We start from the raw sequence: 21,940 nt of genomic DNA on the forward strand, positions 1-21,940 counted from the left end.
TTTATACGCTATCAGTCAAATTTAAATACGAATTATTTTTGCAATTTTAATTTTAATAGTTCGATTTTTATGTTGACAAATTTCAATAAATTGATTATAGTTACTCTCGTTCAGACAGATAATGAATTAGGAGTCGATTGAATTATGAGCAACTACTTTAGCATGGAAGCCTTTGACTATGATGACATTCAGCTTGTACCTAACAAAGGAATTATTAAAAGCCGTCACGACGCTGACACCAGCGTTAAGTTCGGAAACCGAACATTTAAGATACCAGTCGTTCCCGCTAACATGGAAAGCGTAATTAATGAAAAAATGGCTATTTGGCTTGCTAAAAATGGCTATTACTATGTCATGCACCGCTTTCAGCCTGAGAAAAGACTGGATTTCATCAAAATGATGCATGAACAGGGACTTTTTGCTTCAATTTCTGTTGGCATTAAAAATAGTGAGTATGCTTTTATCGATTTACTCGTTAAAGAAAATGTTATTCCCGAATACATCACAATTGATGTTGCTCACGGGCACTCCATATATGTCATTAAGATGATTAAGTACATTAAAGATAAAATGCCGGATGCTTTTTTGACAGCTGGTAATATTGCCACTCCTGAAGCTGTTCGCGAATTAGAAAATGCCGGCGCCGATGCAACCAAGGTCGGTGTTGGTCCCGGCCGTGCATGTATCACTAAGCTTAAAACCGGCTTTGGTACCGGCGGCTGGCAGTTGGCAGCTCTGAGAATGTGCAGTAAAGTTGCCAGCAAGCCGATTATTGCCGATGGTGGTATTCGTCACAACGGCGACATTGCCAAGTCCGTTCGCTTCGGGGCAAGTATGGTAATGATTGGGTCAATGCTAGCAGGTCACCAAGAGTCTCCAGGCAATGTTATTAAAATTAATGACAAGACCTACAAGCAATATTGGGGATCAGCTTCGGAAGTTCAAAAAGGAGCCTACCGCAATGTTGAAGGCAAGCAAATGCTGGTACCATTCCGCGGTTCAATTGCCGATACCTTAACCGAGATGCAGGAAGATTTGCAATCCGCAATTTCTTATGCCGGCGGCAAAACGCTCAATTCGATCAAGTTAGTTGACTACGTAATTGTTAAAAGTTCGATCTTAAGTGGTGACAAATAGTCGATCAATCAACTTTCTAAGTGAAACAACAATTTAAAGTAGCAATAGACTGCCATTTCCGATAAAATGGTAGTTGTCTCAGCACTGTTAGGTAGTCAGTGCTGAGATTTTTTATTTCCCAATAACGATATATCTATGCTATACTTAGGAAGTTGTCGCGCCCTTAGCGCAACTGGATAGAGTGTCTGACTACGAATCAGAAGGTTGAAGGTTCAAATCCTTCAGGGCGCATAAATATAATTCAATTTAAAAAGCTAGAAGTTATGCAAAACTTCTAGCTTTTTTGTTGCTCTATATATTTCTCTTGATATGATTCAAAGCACCAATTTTACCTATCTTATTAAATTTGGATACAACCAAAGACCATTTATCCGTAAAACATCGCGATACATCACTATCTGCTCTTCTTTACTAGAATGATTTACTAGTTCAGGAACATCTAGAGTTCCAACAAGATCAATCATTTTTATTTTATCTTCGGTATTAATTATTCTGTCTGCAATCATAAACAAGATTTGCGCTCTGCGAAGATGGCTAACCGAACTAATCAACGTTATTTTTTTGCTAAAAGATATTTTACGAGCTTGTTGCACCGAAAATAAGGCATTTTCAATCGTATTAATTGATTTGCTTTCCTTAAAAATTCGCTCAGGAGCTATTCCCCGATTAATTAACCATTTCTCCATCATGTCGGCTTCCGTTCGATAATTTTCGGGAATGCCGCCTGAAACAATAATATCAGAATATGGATTTTTAATTAGCAATTGTAATGCTAACTCCAGCCGTTGGTACAATATCGGGGGAATACTGCCATCTTTTTGCAAATCATAACCAAGTAAGACAAATAGATGCCCCTTCTCATAATTTTTAATTTCAGTAGTTACTTTTTTCTGCCTTATTTTTTCTAAATTAACAAAGTCTTGTATAAATTTTTCTGTGCGCTTTTTATCTAAAGACGTTAATTTGTTAAGAAGATCAGCAGAAAAGTCGCCTGTAACTAGTCCTAAATAGACATAACAGGTCATCAATGTACTATAATCATTCGCTGCTTTTTGCGTGATATTTTGCAATAATTCTAGAGATTGTTCAAGTTTATTATTAGTAATTAAAGTTGCAGCAAGATCAAGTTGATAATCCATATTAGTAGGGTCAAGTCGACACAATTCTTTAAAAATTGCTTCTAAAGTATCTTGATCGCCATTGATACTTACACCCTTGAAGAAAGTTTTTTCATTTTTCTTTAGCGCATTACCGTGTAAATAACAGTTTTTTGCCTCCGCAAGGAGTTTATCTATCTGTTTTTCCGTATTCATTCGAAAACCGATTTCTTTCTATTTAATAAATTCTTTTGACCTGGTATCGATCCCATATAGTATTATTTAGTTAAAATCACAAAATAAAAGGAAAAGTAATGACAACCATTAAAGAAATAGCCGAATTATCTGGATGCTCTGTTTCAACAGTATCCCGGGTACTTAATCATCATCCCTATGTCTCCTTAGATAAACGACAGAAAATTCAAGCCGTGATTCAAAAAACAGGTTATCATCCTAATCGAATAGCTCAAGATCTAAACAAGAAAAAAACAAACAGTTTAGGTGTGATTGTTCCTTATCTTGATGAACCCTATTTTGAAAAAGTAACAGCCGGAATTTGTCGAAATGCTATCAAGCATAATTACAAAATATCCATCTTACCAACTTACTACGATCGTAAAATCGAAATGAATTATTTCGAAGAATTTGCTTCAAAATTGTATGATGGCCTAATTGTTACTTCCAAAGCTAATGAGATGAGCGATATCTTGCCTTACATTAGGTATGGCTCCGTGATTTTTTGCGAAAAAATTGATTTTAATAATATTTCTTGTATCTACATTGATCGCAGCCAGGCTTTCAAAGAATTATTTAAATATTTCACTCAAAAAGGACTTAGACATCTTGGTCTAACTAGTGCACAAAATCAACACAAGAGCAGTTCCACTAAGCTATTATTTCAAATTGCCAAACAAGATTTTCCAGCCTTCAAGTTAAACCATGTTTTTGAAAATTGCGCAACCTACCAAGACGGCATTAATGCCGGAAAATATTTTATGAATTTTCCGGAAATTGATGGTATCTTTGCCAATGGTGATGAAATTGCTGCTGGAATTATTCACGCTTATCAAAAGGAAGGACTTCAACCACCTTTAATTGTTGGTCAAGACAATACCCTCATTAGTAAAATTATGAATTTTCCTTCAATTGATACTTATCCAGAAAAATATGGTGAAGAAATATTTCAACATTTTATTAAGAAAAATCCTGAGCATATTAACATTGATGCTAAATTCGTTAAACGTTAAATTTGCATATTAATATTATAAATTATGAAACTAATCCCAGAGCAAATACTTTTTTATTTTTAATAATGGTCAAATAACAAGTATAAATATATATTTATACTAATTGATTTTCATATATTAAATATTTGTATTACAATTATCCTTATTAATTACTTTGAGGTGAAATATATGAAATTAAGTAAAAAAATTATTGTTGGTTCGCTTGCTGGTATCCTTGCCTTAGGTACTGGAATACCTTTGTCTAACCAGAACATTTCCCCCGTAGCTGCAGCTACGACTACAAATACTAATACGCTAAAATTAGCCCATGGAGCCTATGTTTATAATAAAAAGGGTCAGCGTCTTGCTAAATACCGTGGCAGCCGGTATAACACTCATTTACGTAAAGGTACAAATGTTAGATACACTGGCTCAATTCAACCAATTGAAAAAGACAGCAAGCAATACTACTTGCTAAATGATGACAACTACAATCAATCATGGTTACCTTACAAAAAAATCAAGGGTAAATATTATTACAACATCGGTCATGGTGGCTATATTAACGCAGCTAATGTCAATGAAATTAACGGTCAACCACTTTATGTAGCAAGTACTACCGTTACAATTCACGATAAAAATAAATACGATAACTTTCCTAAAAAAGGACTATATGTTGGATCAGGATCTGATCGTATTCTTATTAAAACAGGTCAAAAAATTACAGTTGATCGTACTAGTACAATTCCTACCGGAAATTCAACATCAGTTGCTTATCGAATAGCTGGTACGACTGATACCTTTGTTATTACAAAATTTGTTAAAAATAAGCCTAGACAAAAGTTAGCTATTTACACCATCGATACTTATGTCGGCTTAAAACAAAATAGTAATGCCTATAGTATTTCATCGATCCTTAAACCGAAAATTACTAATAAAAACGTTATACTTGCCAAAAATGAAAATCTTCCCGTAATTAGAAAAATTTATGTTTGGGTACCTAAGGACAATAAAGCTGAATTATTTTATCGCTTAAATTATTACTCTCCTGAAGAATCTATTAATTACGAAAATGCAATTCAAAATCAACTGTTTTATGTTAAAGCAGCTGATGCGATTTACTTATCAGGTCCACAATTAACACCAGCCAATACTCCGGAAGAAGCTCAAGCAGACGCTAAAATTGCAACAGCAGCTGACAAACAAGATCTACAAAAATTAATTGATCAAGAAAAAACAATTACAGCTAGTTCTAACTACAAAAATGAAGACTACGTAAATACCTATAAAGCTCAATATGATGAAGCTTTAAAACAGGCTAAAGCTGTCAATTCTTCAACTTCAGTAAGCATTACTGAGGTTAAAGAAGCTGTTTGGTATTTAACTACACAACAGCAGGCTTTATTAAATGCTACAAAACCTGTCAATGGACGTGTTGAAGAAACCATGCCTGTCAACTAAATTTTTGTTTTGCCAAATTAAGTATACTTAACTTACTAAAGTGATATGTTCTGTACGTTCACATCACGTGCCGCAAGTTTGGTCGCTTGCAACATAAAAAAGACGCAAGAAAATCTTACGTCTTTAATAGCTGTATTACTTATGTAATTTGTCAATAATATCTTTGATATTGTTTAACACATCTTGAATTTTTGCAAACACAAGATACAGCATTATCAGAATGAGTAGATCACGCATACTCGTCACCTCATTAAAGAGAAGCCGGTCAACTTCTCAAGATGATGCACATTGCGTGCCTATCTATTTTACCAAACTATTTATCCATGTTATACTGTATTTATCAGAATGAAGTATCAAGCATACTTACATTACGTGCAAAGCAAGTTCGGTCACTTGCAACGTGCGGTGGCGATCCCAACAGGATCGCTTTTTTGTTATTCTCACATACCAATAATTCCAATTTTTGTTTTCTGATTTTTTCAATTTCACAATTAGACCAAACAAAAATAGCTCAGGACTTCCTGAGCTATTTTTGCAACTTTATTTGAGCAACGTTCGATGAGCTTCTTAAGAACTTGCTCTGTCTTGGTCAAGACTAAATAAAGCAATACTAAAGTGAATATATTTTGCACGTTTTTCACCTCCTTACTGGAAGCTAGTCAACTTCCTTAGATGTGCACATCACGTGCGTTTTTATTTTACCAAATTTATGCCATTATGGTATACTTAATTTACTAAAGTGATATGTTCTGTACGTTCACATCACGTGCCGCAAGTTTGGTCACTTGCAACATATAATAGCGATCCCAACAGGATCGCTTTTTTATTTTAAAATTTTATACAAAAACAGCCCAAGATTTTTTTGGGCTGCTTTACTGTAACTTTACTTAAATAATTTCAGTAATTTATCTAAAATATCGTTAAAGACACTTAAGATATTTTCCGTCTTAGCAAAAAGAAAGCACAGTAGAATAAGTAATACAAACTCATGCACGATAATCACCTCCTTAAAGAGAAGTTGACTAAACTTCTCAAGATGATGCACAGAGCATGCTTAATCAATTTACCAGATTTGCTTATCTATGGTATAATTTTGTAAGAATAAGTAATATATTTCGTCATGTACGGAACACAGCGTGCATGCAAGTTTGACCACTTGCAAGCCAGCTGAGCAGTCTTTATAGACTGCTTTTTTTATATTCGGATTTCTCAATCATTAAGAAGATAAAAATGTAAGTATAGCGATAAGTACTTATTTATATTACTAAATACAAAACTGCACAAAAAAAGAAGTCTTATAGACTTCTTTTTGAATAAATGAGTACGTTTTTTATTAGAATAATACTTTATAATTGTTTCTTAACCTACAGGAGTTTTAGTCATAATATTTTTTAGATTTGAAGTTGGCCAAACATCTGGATGTTGAGTTTCTGTTACACTTTTAACACTACATATTCTTAGTACCTAACCATCTACTTTAAATAAATGTGAGTATCCCAGTTTTCTATATCCTTTGATACTGTGTAGTTTTATTTTTTAATAAGAATGGTAAGATATAGTTTTTATACTATGTGTATTTACTTTGCTGGAATTATTAATAGCTAAGTCAGAAGCACCCATTAAAAATAATATTGGAGAAATATTTATGAACAATTCTATTTTTTATATATTATTAATTATCGGGATAACAATTTCTGTATATCGAAAACACATGCCTGATAATAATTATACAAAATATGCAGAATATTTAACTTATGCATTATTAACCATACTGCTTATTACTCAATTTATATTTATAATATTTTTTAATAAACTTTTTCTGCTTAATAATAGTTTATATGATATTATCTTGGCCATAATCCTACTAATATTAGCATGCGTATTTAAGCTTACTAATACTAAAAATAAGTATTCTAAACTTTTACATGAATTATCTAATCAATTTATTATAGTTGCGGTTATGCTGCTACTTGATGGCAATGCCGTACCGTTACTTAACTAAAACTGTTTAATTCTTAGGGCTAATTGTATACTTACAACACAAAAAAGAGTGAGTAAAAATAATTACTCACCCTTTATTTAATTTGCTAATAAGTTACTCGGATATTTACCAATCAAGAGTACTGGTGTTTCAGATAAATCATCATGCTTTAAAAACTGTTTTAATTGCTTAATTGAAGTATCAGCTATTTGCTTATTCTTGCCAGTTAATCCACTAGCTAACGTTTGAGCTTGTTCTAATAAAGCTGACGTAGGCTTATTATTGTCTTTAGCATCTATTGCACTTAGTTCAGCATTAATTAGCGGCTGCAAATCCTTATTAGATAAATTTTTGTTATAAATTCCGTTTATATAAGTTGTATAACCCTTGTATTTACCATTCTTGGAAACCAAATCAACTGATATTCCGTTTTTAACCTTTGTTAATTTTTTCACTTTAAACAGTGTATGTTGTTTCAAAATTTTTTCAAGTACCTTTTTAGTATAAGGCTTGCCACCTTTAGCTGCCGTATTTTTATAAAGTGCACCCTTATTGCTATTCGGTAATTCAAAAACATACCCAGCCTCAGCTAATTTTTTAGTCCAAGCTTTACTAGATAAACTGCTATTCGATACTAACTGTGCCGATACTTGGCTTTTACTTGTTAGATTAGCAATTGATAAGGTAGTCGTCATTAACAATGTGGTCAATATCAGTTTAAATGATTTTTTCATTTTAGTACCCTCACTCAAAAATATTTATAGATATATAATACCACTTATTTTGAAAGCGATTACCAAAATAATAAGATCATTCATCCCACCAATAACATAACAATCCCCTAATGAAAAATCTGTGTAATACCGATGCCTAATTGATGATCGCTCAGTTTTGGTGTCAATAATTCCCGATACAATTTCCGGCCGGCTGGCGATAATTGCTGTTTAATAGCAAGCGGCGTTAAACTACTCTTCATACTCGCAGCAATACTAGGTAAATATTCTTGTCTTTCTAACCGCTTTTTAGCAAGTGAAATAATCTCATATTCATCCATGCTCAAATTACTAGCCAAACTAGAATTAACTTTAGCCAATAAGTCAGCTGCTGCTTTTTTAGAGCCCATGATTAAACCACAGCTTTCATTCACACAAAAAATCCAATTCGTTATTTTCACAATATTATACAACGAAGATAATCAACTGGGTTTACGTATTAAAAAAAGAATTGAGTATCCACTCAATTCTAAGAAATATTTATTGCTGACGTGGCCGTGAAATCAAATACATCATCAGCGGCAAAATACAAAAGCCAAAAATCATGGCAACAATCGCCAGCCAATTAATACCAATCACGCGGCTATTAACTACGATTCCAAATTGTTCACGCCAATTATACTCGGCTAATAAAAAGATGACCAATAACACTGCAATCACCGGAATGATTAGATCAGTCCACACATTTTTATCAGCAGCCAAAATCTGCTCCTTGCTTTTACCATAATAAAACCGAATAACAGATAGCGGCACAACTGTAAATTCCAAAAAGCGGACAATTGCGCTCAACGTAATCAAATTTGTCATATTGTACTGAAAAGCCAAAGGAATCAAAACTGCCAATACAGCAGAAATAGAATACGTTCTGACGGGAAAGTTCCTTTTAGTCCGCTGCGTTAACTTTGGCGAGACCTGATGTTCCCGTGCCATTGCTTCCAAAATTCGCGGTGTGCTAAAGCTATAGGCAAAGTTGAGTCCCAACATCGAGATCAGTGCACCTACCAAGATTATATCGCGCAAAATTTCATTATTAAAAATTGCCGCTAAGGCTATCACTTGGTTAGTCTTAATCAACGCAGTAGGATTTAACTTCAAAGCAACTGTCAAGACGCCAATATAAACTACGGCAACTGCCAAGATTGCTAACGGAATTGCCCGCGGGAGATTTTTTTCAGGATTCTCCATGTCTTCTGCACCAGAAGCAACAGATTCAAAGCCAGTAAAAGCATAAAATGCGGAAACCACCGCCATGACCATGCCGCTTGTTGTCAAAGTTGGAATTACAGTATAACCATGAACAGTAACTTGATCCACAGCACTTAACCGATGCGACACCCCTGTTACCAATAATACAACGACACCCGCAGCAATTATTAGGACCAGCGTTAACAATTTACCAATTGTTGCCAAATTCATTACCCGCTTAATAATTTTTTGGCCAAATAAGTTAACAATCGTCACTAATAGTAATAAGGCCAGCAATCCTAACGTAACGTTACCTACATTGTTGGGATCACCACCACAAATCGAAATCGTTGATTTAGTAATCCCAACAGAGGCTACACCCCAAACAGCACTGGTCGCAAAATAACACGTCGTGCCAATATAGAAGCCGAACTTAGGACCAAACGCGGCCTTTGAGTACGCATAGGACGCCCCAGCCTTATTAACATATTTAGCTGCCGCCGCAAATGACATTGCCAAAACTGTGGCAACTAAAGCTGCCGCAAGGTAAACCAGTAGAGTTTTACTTCCAGCCTGCTTAACTACACTTCCAGGTGTTAAAAAAATTCCGGAGCCAATCATCATATTAATTGCAAGAAAAACCATGGCACTAAAGCCTAATTTATCGCCTGCTTTTTTATTTTTCATTTCTAATCCATCTTCCATACGTGGTTTGTAAAATTAAATAGCTATACTATTATATGAAATAATTGTGACAAACTCCATATTGTATATTGTCAAATAGCTAAGGCAGGTCTAAATCTCCCCAATAAAAAGCACCTCAAGCTTTTAGCTTGAGGTGCTTTAAAATCAAATTATTCAAAAAGGACACGGAAACTTCCGTGCCCTTTTATTAATTATCAAATCTTTAATCGATTGTCTGTACCCAGCCTTCAGGACCAGTCTTATCACCATATTGAATAGCAATCAGTTCATTGTACAACTTGGTCGTAACTGGGCCAGTCTTGTCTTCACTGTAAATGACGTGCTTTTGATCGTTATAGGTAATCGAACCAACCGGCGAAATTACAGCTGCCGTGCCCATTGCACCAGCTTCTTTCATGTTAAAGGCTTCTTCCAAAGTAATTTGCCGTTCAACAGGATTCAAGCCTTGACGTTTAGCAACTTCAAGCAGCGATTTTTTAGTAATAGAAATCAAAATTGACTCAGATTTTGGTGTTACAAACTGACCTTCTTGAGTAATACCGAAGAAGTTGGCACCACCAAATTCATCAACATACTTGTGTTCACGTGGATCAAGATACAAGCAATCAGCAAAGCCTTCCTTATGTGCTTCAACTGATGGCAGCAGGCTGCTGGCATAATTACCTGATGTCTTAGCTTGACCGGTACCAGCATAAGCGGCACGATCGTACGGACTAACTTTATAAGCTGCTGGATTTAGGCCCTTAATATATGCACCTACTGGTGTCGCAAAAATCCGCAAAGTATATTCCGTTGCTGCTGCAACTCCCAAAGCCTGCGAAGTTCCAATCATAAATGGTCGAACATAAAGTGTTGCACCACTGTCATATGGCGGAACGTATTCTTTATTAGCCAAAACAACTTCTTTAACTGCCTCAACGAACTTATCTTCAGGATATGGAGGCATTGCTAACCGTTCAGCTGACAACGCAAACCGATGGGCATTTTGGTCCGGACGAAAGAGATTAATTTTGCCATCTTTTCTACGATAAGCCTTTAATCCTTCAAAAATTTCCTGACCATAGTGCAAGACTTCTGCACCTTCGGAAAGGGTCACAGTCGAAGCTTCGACTAACTTGCCTTCTTGCCATTCACCATCTTTATACTTAGCTTCGTAACGATATGGCAGATCGCGATATTCAAAGCCGAGATTATTCCAATCAAGATCTTCTATCTTTTGTTTCATCAGAGTGCCTCCAATTTTTTAATCCTTGGGATAGATATGAAAACTCAAACCAGATTATTTTCATAATTATTTAATTGTTACCTAATTTAAACCATAAAGATACAGATGTCAATAGTAGATCGAAGCTTTACTACATATATACTAAAAAAACGTCACTTCCAAAAAAGTGACGTTTTCCACATTAAATTATTTCTCTTCTTTTTCGACTTTTTCAGCTTCAGCTTCTACTTTAGGATTAATATCCAATATTGCCTCGCCGTTCAAGTAAACATGCTGATTATCAGCAGTAAATTTAACTTCTTTAGTATCTGGTTCCTTCATCAATAATTTGGCAATTGGTGTTTCCAAATCCTGTTCAACTACCCGACGCAATGGCCGTGCACCGAACTTCTTGTCATAGCCCTTCTCTGCAAGATAAGCTTTCGTTTCATGTGAAACATCAACCGTAATTTTTCTCTTAGCAAGAACCTTGTCCATCTTCTTGAGGTAAATGTCGATAATCTTAGTCATATCTTCTTCACTCAGGGAGTTAAATGGCACAATTGCATCAAGCCGGTTCAAAAATTCTGGTCTGAAGTAAGCTTCTAGTGCCTTAATCATCTTATCATGGTCAACCTTGCCATCTTTAAGCAGATTATCGGAGAAGCCAGCATTAGAAGTCATAATTAAGATTGTATCCTTAAAGGAAACCGTTCTTCCTTGTGCATCCGTTAAGCGACCATCGTCCATAATCTGCAAAAGTGCGTTAAAGACTTGTGGATTAGCCTTCTCGATTTCATCAAACAAAATCAAACTGTATGGTTGATGACGAACTTTTTCAGTTAATTGACCACCTTCACCATAACCAACATAACCCGGAGCAGAACCAATCAACTTGTTAACTGCCATTTGATCTTGATATTCTGACATATCAAGTCTAATTAAGTGATTTTCACCACCAAACAACTGAATTGCTAGTTGTTTAGCTAATTCTGTCTTACCTACACCAGTTGGTCCAGTCAGTAAGAACGAACCAGTCGGACGATCATTATCCTTGAATACTTGCTTACGTGCAATCGCATCAGTAATAATATCAATAGCATTATCTTGGTCGATGACGGCTTTCTTCAGTCGTTTAGCCAAGTCAAGATTATGTTGACCCTCACTTGCATGCAATTCGCTCATCGGAATCTTAGTTCTTGCTTCAATTAAAGCATAGATATCTTGATCCGTAACCCTTGGAGTTGCAACATCATGAACGTGATCCTTTTTATCGGTCAATTCTTGAATTTGCTTCTTCAAATCACTAGCCTTAGCGTAATCTTCCTTTTCAGCGGCCTCTTTCTTTTCGTGTTCAAGGCGCTCAATCCGCTCCTGCAGACTAGCTTCATCTTCTGGAACTGTATCCAGGCCCTTCTTAGCACCAGCTTCATCCATTAAGTCGATTGCCTTATCCGGCAAATGCCGACCTTGAATATAACGCTGCGACAATTCAACAGCTAGGCGCAAAGCACTGTCGTCATACTTAACATGGTGATAATCTTCGTACTTCTTCTTTAAGCCTTCCAAAATTTTAACGGTCACATCAGCCGAAGGTTCTGGTACCTGTACTGGTTGGAACCGGCGTGCCAAAGCCGCATCATTTTCAATTCTGCGGTATTCACCAGTGGTTGTGGCCCCAATTAAGTTCAAGTCGCCACTTGCCAAAGCTGGCTTTAGGATATTTGCGGCATCCCCACTATTGTTTTCGGAGTCAGTTGAACCAGCACCAACAATGTTGTGCAGTTCATCAATGAACAAGATAATATTTGGATCCTTCTTAGCTTGATCGATGACCTTCTTTAGGCGCTCTTCAAAGCTACCCCGCAGGCTAGAGCCAGCAACCATATCATTAATGTTAACATCAATAATATGCTTATCCTTCATCTTGTCCGGAACATCGCCGCTCGCAATCTTTTGGGCCAGACCTTCAACAATCGCTGTCTTACCAACACCAGCAGGACCGACCAATACCGGATTATTCTTTTTCCGCCGGCTCAAAATTTCAATTACTTCTTTAATCTGCTCATCACGGCCAATTACTGGATCGTATTTATGTTCCTTAGCTTGTTCAACCAAGTCAACGCCAATTGGCTTCTCCTGCTTTTGTTCAGGACCTGCTGCCTGTCCCTGACCGTTTAAATTCTGTGGTGACAGATTCATGTTGCCTGAATAATGGATCGGAATTGAACCATTATTAGCATCACCCAAATTACCAAAGAAAGAATCATTTAATTCGTTAAATAAATTATCAAAATCATTATCAAAGTATGCCATTTATTAACACCCCTTATTGTAGTTTTCAATCTTAATTAGCACTCTAAACATTCGAGTGCTAATTTCTTTACATCCCAAAGTATAACAGGTTATCCACAAATAGCAAATTATTTGGCTCACTTTTTCCACAAATCACTAAATTCCTTAATCTTTACTTTGCTAAAACAAAAAAATGCCGATAAATCAGCATTTTTTTATAGCTTAATTATTTTTGTTTTGATACAAAGCATAATGCTTACGCAAATATTTGGCAGTCAGACTAGTCCCTGCTTGAGAAATATCCACAGGTCGGCCGCTAATAACAATCTTGCCTCCTTGCTGACCGCCACGGGGGCCCATGTCAATCATATAATCACTATTCGCAATCACATCTAGGTCATGTGTAATTGTAATAATCGTTGCCTGTTGGGCTAACAATTTTTGCAAAATATTTAACAGCGTCCGTACGTCATACGGATGTAAGCCCACAGTTGGTTCATCAAAAACAAATAGACTGCCCTTTTGCTTATGGTGCAAGTGACTAGTTAGTTTAAGCCGCTGCGCCTCACCACCAGATAAAGCCGGGGTTGACTCACCTAAATGCAGATAGCCTAAGCCCATATCATGCAAAGTAGTAACTGTTTGCCTAATTGCCGGCACTTCCGCAAACAATCCGTCTTTGAGTGCATCATCAACCGAAAGGGCGAGAACATCGGCAATACTCAAGCCCTGCCATTTAACTTGCAAGACCTTGGAATTATACCGGCGCCCGCCACAGACAGAACAGGTTTCGACCATATCGGGTAAATACTGAATATCAAGTGCAATTACCCCTGTACCACCGCAAGCTGGACACGCGCCTTCTTTATTATTGTAAGAAAAATGTGTCGCCTTGTAATTCAACTTTTTTGCCAATGGCTGCTTAGCGAATAATTTGCGTAAATTCGTCATGATATCAGTATAGGTCGCAACCGTCGACCGCTGATTTTTACCAACCGGGGCAGAATCGACGCTAACCACATTGGTAATACCACTAGCTGACAAATCTTTAACCCAAGCTGGTATCGCCTCATGGTTTTTTTGCGCCTTAAGTGCTGGTAACAGTGAATCAAGAATCATTGTTGTCTTGCCGGCACCAGAAAAGCCGGTAATTGAGGTCAGCCGCCCCACCGGAATCTGTGCGTGAACATCATGCAAATTAAACTGGTCAGTAACCGTAAACGTAATCTTGCCCTTGGCAAACAAGGTGGCTGCTTGAGCCTGTGGTCTAACTTGCAAAGGGGCATTTCCCGTTAAGTAAGGACCAATATGCGAATTTTCATCCTGCTTTATTTGCTCCGGCGTACCCTGAGCAATAATCTGGCCGCCCTGACTACCAGAACCTGGACCAATTTCAACAATCCAATCGGCGGCATTAATAATTGAAGTTTCATGGTCAACAACTATTAGAGAATTGCCCTGATTAACCAATTCGTGAAAAACATCAATCAACCCCGCCACATTATCCGGGTGCAGACCAACTGACGGTTCATCCAAAACATACAATACTCCCGTTGTTTCTGTTCTTAATGTTCGCCCCAACTGGATTCGCTGTAATTCGCCCGTTGATAAAGTACTGGCCTGCCGCGACAAACTTAAATAGTCCAGCCCCAATTTTAACAGTGGTCTAACCTGATGCAGCAATTCACCAGTTAAGTTTTTTGCCAATTCCTGCATATCTTCTGGCAATTCAGCCAAAATTTCCTGCATATAGCTACTTAGCTGACCTAAAGTTAATTGTTCTGCCGCCACAATATTTTTACCAGCAACTAATTGCGTCCAGCGGCTGGGATCAATCCGCGAGCCGTAACAGCGTGGACAAGTGCTGAACCGATAAAAAGCATTAATCCGCTCTAAGCCGCGTTCTGACTTAGTAGTTTTACGCGAATTCGCAACGGCATTATAGGCATTCTCATACAAAGCATCCAAGTGGTACACTCGGCCAGTCGAAGTCGGAACATCAATTGGAATTTTACGTTCCTCGCCATGTAAGACAATTTCCTTTTCTTCAGTAGTTAATTCTCGATACGGAATATCTGTTCGAACACCAAGTTCACGCGCAATCCGCCACATCCAATTACGCCCCGGAATTTGCCACGTCGCCACAGCACCTTGTTCTAGCGATAAATTTTCATCAGCGATAATCTTACTGTCATCAATCTGTTCAACTGTTCCTAGCCCCTGACATTGCTTACAGGCACCATCTGAGTTAAAGGCGAAGTCTTCGGCGCTAAAAGCATAAAATTTAACGCCGCAAGTTGGACAGATTATCTGGCCCATCTCTTCTCCAGTTAAGTCCATCGCCTGGGCAATTTTAATTGTTGGTGCCACTCGGTGCCCATTAGGACAGACTGGTGAGCCCAACCGTGAAAAAATCAACCGCAAAATATTAAAAATTTCGGTTACCGTTCCGACAGTTGACCGTACGCCCGGAACTGTTGGCCGCTGTCTTAACGCCAAAGCTGACGGAATATGCTTTACTTCATCAACAGCAGCTCGTCCCACTTGACTAATCCGGCGTCTGGTATAGGTTGCAAGGGAATCAAGATAACGTCTTGCACCCTCAGAATACAAAATTCCCATTGCCAAACTTGATTTTCCCGACCCACTAAGGCCCGAAATTGCGACGAACTGATGCAACGGAATATTGACATCAATATTCTTCAAATTGTTCACGCGTCCTCCACGCACCTCAATTTGAGTTGGCTGCTGTTGGTACTTCATATCATTCTCCTTTACTTATTTGGTCTTGGCTGGCGTTCTGTCTTTAACAAGTATTGTCTAATTAGTTGAACAACCTGCTTATTCTGGGGCAAATCCGAATGGTCAGCTTCTTTACCCGTCACCGTCATCGCTGTATAAGATTTAACCTGATTTTGAAAAATAAACTTAGCGGCCGCAACACTCGATTCAGGAACAATCCCGTCAGACTCATAATTTTTGCCGCCGGATAATGAATACACCCGCAAGTTCTTAGGTAATTTTGACCGACTCTTAATAAAATCAGCCAGCATTTGCGTGTGATTATCAATGTTGTTTTCCGTAAAATTATATGGCGTCCCCAAAGTCATTAAGCAGCTCATCTTTGTCTCACCGGAATAATCAGCATAATAATGTTCCAACCAGTAAGTCCAAATTAACCCACCATTAGAATGACCAAACGCCTTAAAATTGTTGAACTTATAATTGCTCATTAACGAGTCAAAGGCGATGTCCAGCCATTTTGTTTGCTTTTTAATATTAGCGTAACCGTCCTTGTTATTATCAAAGCCAATAATAATGAAGGGCTCCAAGTCATTTTTATTAATTGAACCGCTGTAGGACAATTTTCCTTGACGTGAAACGTTAACTTTTAGGACACTATGACGATGCAGCGTTGTTTTATTCAACTGGTCAATTAGCTGGTTAAACCGTTCAGTCGTCGCACTTGATCCCGGCACCATAATAACCGGTGACAATAACGACTTACTCCGCTCGGCGCGGGCATTGTTGGACTTTTTCATCCAGCTATATCCTGGAATCGCCAGTAAAATTAAGATGACTACCAATAAGAGTAACCATTTAAGATTCTTATTTTTGCGCATTAATCGCACCTTCCTGCTCAAGATTTAGCTGCCGCTCGATTTTTTCACCAATCTTAATTACTGGAAGCAATAGACAGACATCCAATATAAATAAAATTATTGGGAAAATTAACGCGACCCAATCACCGTTGGTTCCAAAAAACGGAATCAAAATCCCTGGTGTGCCCTTCAAAATTGGATAAACGCACACTGGCAAAATATGGAGGCTAATTGCACCCGCTGCAAGTAGCATATTAATCAGCGGCAATAGTACTTCCGGCAAAATAAATAACGGATTTAGAATCAGCGGCATGCCGATGGCAAAACCCAATGTAGAGCTAAACGCTGCTGGCAGCAAACTAAACAAGGCCAGTGTTTCAATCTCACGATTTTTCCGTCTAAGGAGAATGACCACAATAATTGCCAGCACAATACTGGCACCCCCCATCGCCCCATAGCTATTAATCAGTGAGCTGCCCAAGAACTTATACGGCACATTCCATGAATTGCCATGATGAAGCGCGTAGGTCAGATTCTCTGCCGTATAAGCATTATTAATCGTCCCCGAAATCGAACGCAGCGGATAGCCAATGCCCAGCCAGCTTAACAGCGTAATTACTACCGATAGCAGCATGACCTCAGCCAAATTATTAGTTGTTTGCACCCGGCTGATAAGTTCATTAAAGCTAGCAGAATTTAACGTTTTTAGCTGCAGTTCATAAATAATGACACCAAAAACAATACCTAACATCAATGACACAGCCATTGGCAGCATACTTATCCATGCCCGGTGCCGAATTCCCGCGGTATTTTCACTTTTAACAGATAAACACTGTCTACCTAAAAGATGAAACACTTGGCCCACACAGTAGCCAACAATTAGCGCAATAAAAACACCGTCCACTTGCAATAAGCCAGTCGTAAACGGCATGCGGTTATCTCGCCCGCTGCTTGAAGCATACGAGCAAAACAAAATAACTAACACGGCAGCTAATCCAGACATTGTTGAATCCCGATGATAAATTTGCGCAGTATAACGGGCCATAAAATAAGCGGCATAAACCCCAAAGACGCCAAAAGTTATCTGCACCATGCCGCGAGTTACAAAAGATCCGGCATACCATAAATGATCTATTAAAATTTTGTCCAAACCAAAAATATTGTAAATTAATCCATTCGGCGAAAATACAAGATCAAACAGCAGTTGAAAATATGAGCCCAAAACAGCGATCGGCATTAACATTACCAACGTTTTTTGTGCTGCTTGGAAAAAGGAACGCTCCCGCAGCCATGCCACAATTTTTGCAGAAAAATCAATCATCATTTACGCCTTTACTTTTATACTAACCAGAATAAACTAGCATTTAAATATCTATCCATTCTAAGTTTACCAGCTTCAGCCAATATATGGTTTTTTAACAGTTAATTTTAAAAAATGCTATAATAAACGTGATTGTGAAAGGTGAAAAAATGAGTAAAAAGAGAATTGAGTTAAACGAAAAAACAGAAAAATTGGTAGAAAAATATCTTGATATTAACGAATCTGATATTAATGAATTGACCAATAAGGCGCTGGAGTCTTTTCTTGTTAATCATCTTAGTGCCAGCCAAGTTAAGGAAGCTTTACAAGAAATCGACGGCGTCAGTGGAGCAAGTACTAAATATTCTGAACACTTATTCCAAAATAGCATCGACGACTTAAACAGATTTTAAAAATTGAATATCTAAAAAAGCAGGAGTTTACCTCCTGCTTTTTTATTATTTAAATTGATTACCCGCCAAATTACGGTAAAATTCTGCCCTAGTTGTTTGAACATACGGCGCCAACACTAACAAGCCAAGGCTAACACACAAGCCAACTGTTACTGTACTAGCAAAAATTTGAAAAAGTCCTGTTGCCTTAACCAAAAAAGAAAAAACAACACCTAGCAAAATTCCTATTCCACAAAGAAGCACATACCAACCCATAAAACTTAAATCAAGAACAAATAATTCCCACTTGTGTCCTGCCATCAACCGTTTACTAGCAGTGATACCAGTAGTAAAGCTAACATGTTGACCGCTATCCACCATGTCCTTAACAATATACGGCGTCATTGCGTAAGAATAGCTCTTAATTAGACCGGGGATAATCAGCAATAAGCCCCACAAAAGCTCAAAAATATTTTGCAGCAGATAATTTAAGAATTCTGGGATAAAAAGATTATCATAAAAGGCTGAAAAAGCTGACTTAACAGCATTTTCCCTACGACCATCACATAAATTTAAAAAAGTTACGGCATAACTTAATGCAAAAAAGCCAATAAAAATTGATAAACAAATTTCTAACAGCCAATGCATTTGAAACTTATAATCCAGTCCCGCAAGATTACCCCGCACAGCAAATTGCATATAACTGGGACTAGAAGCAATTACGTTAATCAGCGAGATAATCAAGACTATGGCAACCGCCCAGCGCCAATTACCATGCAATTTCTTTTTTGCCTCTGCTTTTAATTCTGCTCTGGTCATAATTGTGCTCCTTTTATTAATATAAGCACATTATACACTATTCATTAGCAAGTCAGCATAATTAATTTTAGGTATCAAAAAAGCCTAGTTCCACCAACATTAGAACTAAGCTCACACAGTTTTGTGTCGCTATTACTGACCACATATAGAAGCTAGCATTTTCGCTACCGGAGAAAATGAATACTTTCCTATAACGACACAACAAGATTTTAGCATGCAATCTGGCAAAAGACAAGGTTTAACCTGTTATATTTTCACTACCAGACTTCAAACCAATCAACTGTGCCATGATTTGATTGATTCCTGCTTTCAAAATGGCAAACTGACCACTATTAGTTCGGTTAGACTGAATAATCATCATCGTTTTGCCATTATCGGTGCTGCGCACAAAGGTATAATAGCCCTCACCAGCACCATTAGCAGTTTTAAGATTGTACTTAACATTATTATACAGCCCGCCATTATAATATACTGGCGGTCCAGCCGCATACAACAGTTTCCGACTCTTGTTTGTTAAAATGTTCCCAGCCAAAATATAATGCATTACTTTAGCAATATCTTCGTTTGACATTACAACAGACCCAGCACCAAGCTCATTACGGGCATCGCGCAAAGCTGTTTTGTGCTTAACCACAAGGTAGCGCCCATCGCGATAAACCATCCCTGGTACCAAACCACTAGTAATAATTTTTTCTGACTTTGACCACAAGAATGCCGTATGCTTTAACTGCAGCGGCTTAATGTAGCTTTCCCGGAACAATTGCTCATAACTCTTGCCAGTAATCTGCGTCATAATACCGCATAAATAAATATAGTTAAGTGAGCTATAATGCCATTTACCTAACATATCCGCGGTAAACATTGTTTTAGCAGCATCATGATTGATATTACTGTTATCAGAGACAAAATGTTTTTGTCCCAGCTTGGCTCCAGGCCGCAGGTCAAGACCAGCTGTCATTGACAGCAGATTTTTGATTGTTATCTTTTTGGCTCCCGGAATTTCCGGATAAAACTTACTAAGATGATCGTGTAAACTTAAGTTACCCTTTTGCACTTCGTGCATTACCATTGCCGCGGTCATCGACTTTTGGACAGAATTAATTAAATAACTAGTGTCAGTCGTGTTTTCTGTAGCATAGTCCAGCAAAGTTTTACCATTTTTAATTACTAAAACAGAGCCTTTTATTCCCAGAGCATCAATTTTCTGGCGCACTAATTGTCTTTTAAACTTTCCTTCTGACTTGTATCTAGAGGCGTTCTATTCGTTACACTAATCGCATATGGCTTGTTTTGCCATTTTTTGGTGTAAAAATAGTTGTGAATATTATAGTTATAAGGCAAGTTAGCTTTCGCCATGAACGGCTGAACTGCTTGATCGACTGCAACCCAGCCGCGCCACCCAAGGTGAATCGTATCTTCCATAAAGTACTTTTGCCCGCCGCGTTTTGATAAATCTTCAACATTAGCAAAACCTTGACTAGCAAGTTGGTACTTAATCTTCGACACTGACTTCTGGTACATCTTTTGCGATAGACCAGTATAGCTTGACCACTTATGATTAATCGGCGGTATGATAAACAACACGTTGGTATGTTGTTTAGCAAACTGCTGCAGCATTAATTCAAAATCGCTGTATTCAGCTGATTTAGTATAATCAAATTTACGTTGACTGTTCTTCAGCTTACGCAAATTCTTCTTATCTAAACGTGCTCTAAAGAAGCTGTTATTAATCCCAAACGGATTGGAATTAGTATGTGCTGCTGCTTGCTCATCAGCAACTCGTTCAAGTCCAGCAACTGAATATTGGTCAGGCAACAATTTAGCACGTTCGTTAATTTTTTGGATGCGATCACGCAGTTGGAATGTACTGAAGAACTTGTCTTCCGTATTTAGCATTCGACGTTGATTTTCCAAAATAAACCGCTGGGTTCCGCTTAATTGCTGACCTTGAGCAACCTTACGCATCCCCGACTTAATTTCGCCTTTTACTTCCGGCATCTGCAAGAATCGTTTAGCCGCATACCGATTGGCAACGGTATTTTTCTTTACTCCCAATAAGAAATTGCAAGCCTGCAGCGGTGAATAATACAAGGTAAACGCATTCGGGTCCTGACCCTTTTTCGTAAACCACTGCGGCGAGATAATCACCACCGCCTTCTTATTCTTTAATTGCTCCGCTGTTCCCTGCATCCCTAAAAATTGGGCCAAAGATTGACTACCAGGTCCACCAAGCAGAAACGGCCGGTAATTACGGTGATACTTTTCAGCTAAAACACTTGGGTGCAGCGGGTCCATTCGCGACAATTCACTTGAACCGTAAAAGGGCACATAACCCTCATCAAAGGCATTTTGCTTCATTCGCGAGCCTTTAAAAATGGTTGTCGTCTGTGAATTAGCTGCCTGATAAATCGAACCTTTTGAAAAAGTTCGTTCCCATGGCAGTAACAAAATCACCAAAAGCAAGATTATAGCGCAGAGAACCGGGCCAAAAATCTGCCACAGTCGGCGTTTGTTATTCATTTTCTAAATTTTCCACCTTTGCCACAATCTTAGCTGGCGTATCCCATTCAGTTCTATCAAATTCTGAAACAGGAACATCAATATCAAACTTTTCTTGCAGACTGAGCAGCATTTGCACGCTGGCCATTGAATCCATCAAGCCATTAGAAAAAATGTCTTCGTCCATTCTGTCTGACAAATCTTCACCAGTTAAATCTTGTAAAATTGCTAAAACTTCTTTTGTAGTATCCATTTTTATACCCC

At 37.9% G+C, this 21,940-nt stretch carries 18 protein-coding genes and 1 tRNA gene; 6 read left to right on the forward strand and 13 right to left on the reverse strand.

Going from position 1 to position 21,940, the window contains the following annotated elements; translation table 11 throughout:
* Positions 1-144: 144 nt before the first annotated feature.
* Together OZX58_RS07890 and OZX58_RS07895 are read left to right on the forward strand one after the other, a co-directional pair.
* A complete protein-coding gene (locus tag OZX58_RS07890; protein ID WP_277140933.1) occupies positions 145-1,137 on the forward strand; it encodes a GMP reductase in 993 nt (330 codons plus the stop codon).
* A 157-nt stretch (positions 1,138-1,294) separates the two neighbouring features.
* Positions 1,295-1,368, forward strand: a tRNA-Arg gene (locus OZX58_RS07895).
* Positions 1,369-1,469: 101 nt separating this feature from the next.
* Here OZX58_RS07895 and OZX58_RS07900 read toward each other — a convergent pair.
* Positions 1,470-2,450, reverse strand: coding sequence for a YdcF family protein (locus OZX58_RS07900; RefSeq protein WP_277140934.1), 981 nt, complete (start codon positions 2,448-2,450; stop codon positions 1,470-1,472).
* Positions 2,451-2,548: 98 nt separating this feature from the next.
* Between OZX58_RS07900 and OZX58_RS07905 the strand changes: the two genes are divergently transcribed.
* The 3 genes from OZX58_RS07905 to OZX58_RS07915 all read left to right on the forward strand — a co-directional run bounded on the left by OZX58_RS07905 (position 2,549) and on the right by OZX58_RS07915 (position 6,923).
* On the forward strand, positions 2,549-3,481 hold the full coding sequence (locus tag OZX58_RS07905) for a LacI family DNA-binding transcriptional regulator (RefSeq protein ID WP_277140935.1): 933 nt from the start codon (positions 2,549-2,551) through the stop codon (positions 3,479-3,481).
* A gap of 168 nt (positions 3,482-3,649) precedes the next feature.
* A complete protein-coding gene (locus OZX58_RS07910) occupies positions 3,650-4,921 on the forward strand; it encodes an FIVAR domain-containing protein (RefSeq protein ID WP_277140936.1) in 1,272 nt (423 codons plus the stop codon).
* Positions 4,922-6,566: 1,645 nt separating this feature from the next.
* Positions 6,567-6,923, forward strand: a complete 357-nt coding sequence (locus OZX58_RS07915) for a hypothetical protein (RefSeq protein WP_277140937.1) — start codon at positions 6,567-6,569, stop codon at positions 6,921-6,923.
* A gap of 77 nt (positions 6,924-7,000) precedes the next feature.
* Here OZX58_RS07915 and OZX58_RS07920 read toward each other — a convergent pair whose 3' ends face one another.
* The 8 genes from OZX58_RS07920 to OZX58_RS07955 all read right to left on the reverse strand — a co-directional run bounded on the left by OZX58_RS07920 (position 7,001) and on the right by OZX58_RS07955 (position 17,987).
* The gene (locus OZX58_RS07920) at positions 7,001-7,636 is read right to left on the reverse strand and encodes a hypothetical protein (RefSeq protein WP_277140938.1); all 636 of its coding nucleotides are present in this window, start codon (positions 7,634-7,636) and stop codon (positions 7,001-7,003) included.
* A 107-nt stretch (positions 7,637-7,743) separates the two neighbouring features.
* Complete coding sequence (locus OZX58_RS07925; protein WP_277140939.1) at positions 7,744-8,025, reverse strand: bacteriocin immunity protein; 282 nt, start codon at positions 8,023-8,025, stop codon at positions 7,744-7,746.
* A gap of 130 nt (positions 8,026-8,155) precedes the next feature.
* Positions 8,156-9,547, reverse strand: coding sequence for an APC family permease (locus OZX58_RS07930; RefSeq protein ID WP_277140940.1), 1,392 nt, complete (start codon positions 9,545-9,547; stop codon positions 8,156-8,158).
* 220 nt (positions 9,548-9,767) lie between these two features.
* Positions 9,768-10,793 (reverse strand): branched-chain amino acid aminotransferase, encoded by a 1,026-nt coding sequence (locus tag OZX58_RS07935; RefSeq protein ID WP_277141785.1) that lies wholly within the window; start codon positions 10,791-10,793, stop codon positions 9,768-9,770.
* Between the two features lie 183 nt (positions 10,794-10,976).
* On the reverse strand, positions 10,977-13,085 hold the full coding sequence (locus tag OZX58_RS07940) for an ATP-dependent Clp protease ATP-binding subunit (RefSeq protein ID WP_277140941.1): 2,109 nt from the start codon (positions 13,083-13,085) through the stop codon (positions 10,977-10,979).
* 201 nt (positions 13,086-13,286) lie between these two features.
* Positions 13,287-15,827 (reverse strand): AAA family ATPase, encoded by a 2,541-nt coding sequence (locus OZX58_RS07945; RefSeq protein WP_277140942.1) that lies wholly within the window; start codon positions 15,825-15,827, stop codon positions 13,287-13,289.
* A gap of 11 nt (positions 15,828-15,838) precedes the next feature.
* The gene (locus OZX58_RS07950) at positions 15,839-16,687 is read right to left on the reverse strand and encodes an alpha/beta hydrolase (protein ID WP_277140943.1); all 849 of its coding nucleotides are present in this window, start codon (positions 16,685-16,687) and stop codon (positions 15,839-15,841) included.
* Positions 16,674-17,987, reverse strand: a complete 1,314-nt coding sequence (locus OZX58_RS07955; RefSeq protein ID WP_277141787.1) for a PTS sugar transporter subunit IIC — start codon at positions 17,985-17,987, stop codon at positions 16,674-16,676. Before OZX58_RS07955 ends, OZX58_RS07950 begins: the two co-directional genes overlap by 14 nt.
* A 149-nt stretch (positions 17,988-18,136) precedes the next feature.
* Between OZX58_RS07955 and OZX58_RS07960 the strand changes: the two genes are divergently transcribed.
* Complete coding sequence (locus tag OZX58_RS07960) at positions 18,137-18,379, forward strand: hypothetical protein (RefSeq protein ID WP_277130110.1); 243 nt, start codon at positions 18,137-18,139, stop codon at positions 18,377-18,379.
* Positions 18,380-18,424: 45 nt separating this feature from the next.
* On the opposite strand, the gene OZX58_RS07965 is transcribed toward OZX58_RS07960, so the two are convergent.
* From OZX58_RS07965 to dltC, 4 genes are all read right to left on the reverse strand, one after another.
* On the reverse strand, positions 18,425-19,177 hold the full coding sequence (locus tag OZX58_RS07965; protein WP_277140944.1) for a DUF975 family protein: 753 nt from the start codon (positions 19,175-19,177) through the stop codon (positions 18,425-18,427).
* A 238-nt stretch (positions 19,178-19,415) separates the two neighbouring features.
* A complete protein-coding gene (locus tag OZX58_RS07970; protein ID WP_277140945.1) occupies positions 19,416-20,390 on the reverse strand; it encodes a serine hydrolase in 975 nt (324 codons plus the stop codon).
* The gene (gene dltD / locus OZX58_RS07975; RefSeq protein WP_277140946.1) at positions 20,390-21,697 is read right to left on the reverse strand and encodes a D-alanyl-lipoteichoic acid biosynthesis protein DltD; all 1,308 of its coding nucleotides are present in this window, start codon (positions 21,695-21,697) and stop codon (positions 20,390-20,392) included. The genes OZX58_RS07970 and dltD overlap by 1 nt, the downstream gene beginning before the upstream one ends.
* Positions 21,690-21,929, reverse strand: coding sequence for a D-alanine--poly(phosphoribitol) ligase subunit DltC (dltC, locus tag OZX58_RS07980; protein ID WP_277130103.1), 240 nt, complete (start codon positions 21,927-21,929; stop codon positions 21,690-21,692). Before dltC ends, dltD begins: the two co-directional genes overlap by 8 nt.
* Positions 21,930-21,940 lie beyond the last annotated feature (11 nt).

It is taken from the genome of Lactobacillus sp. ESL0680, from assembly GCF_029392855.1.
Taxonomy (GTDB): domain Bacteria; phylum Bacillota; class Bacilli; order Lactobacillales; family Lactobacillaceae; genus Lactobacillus.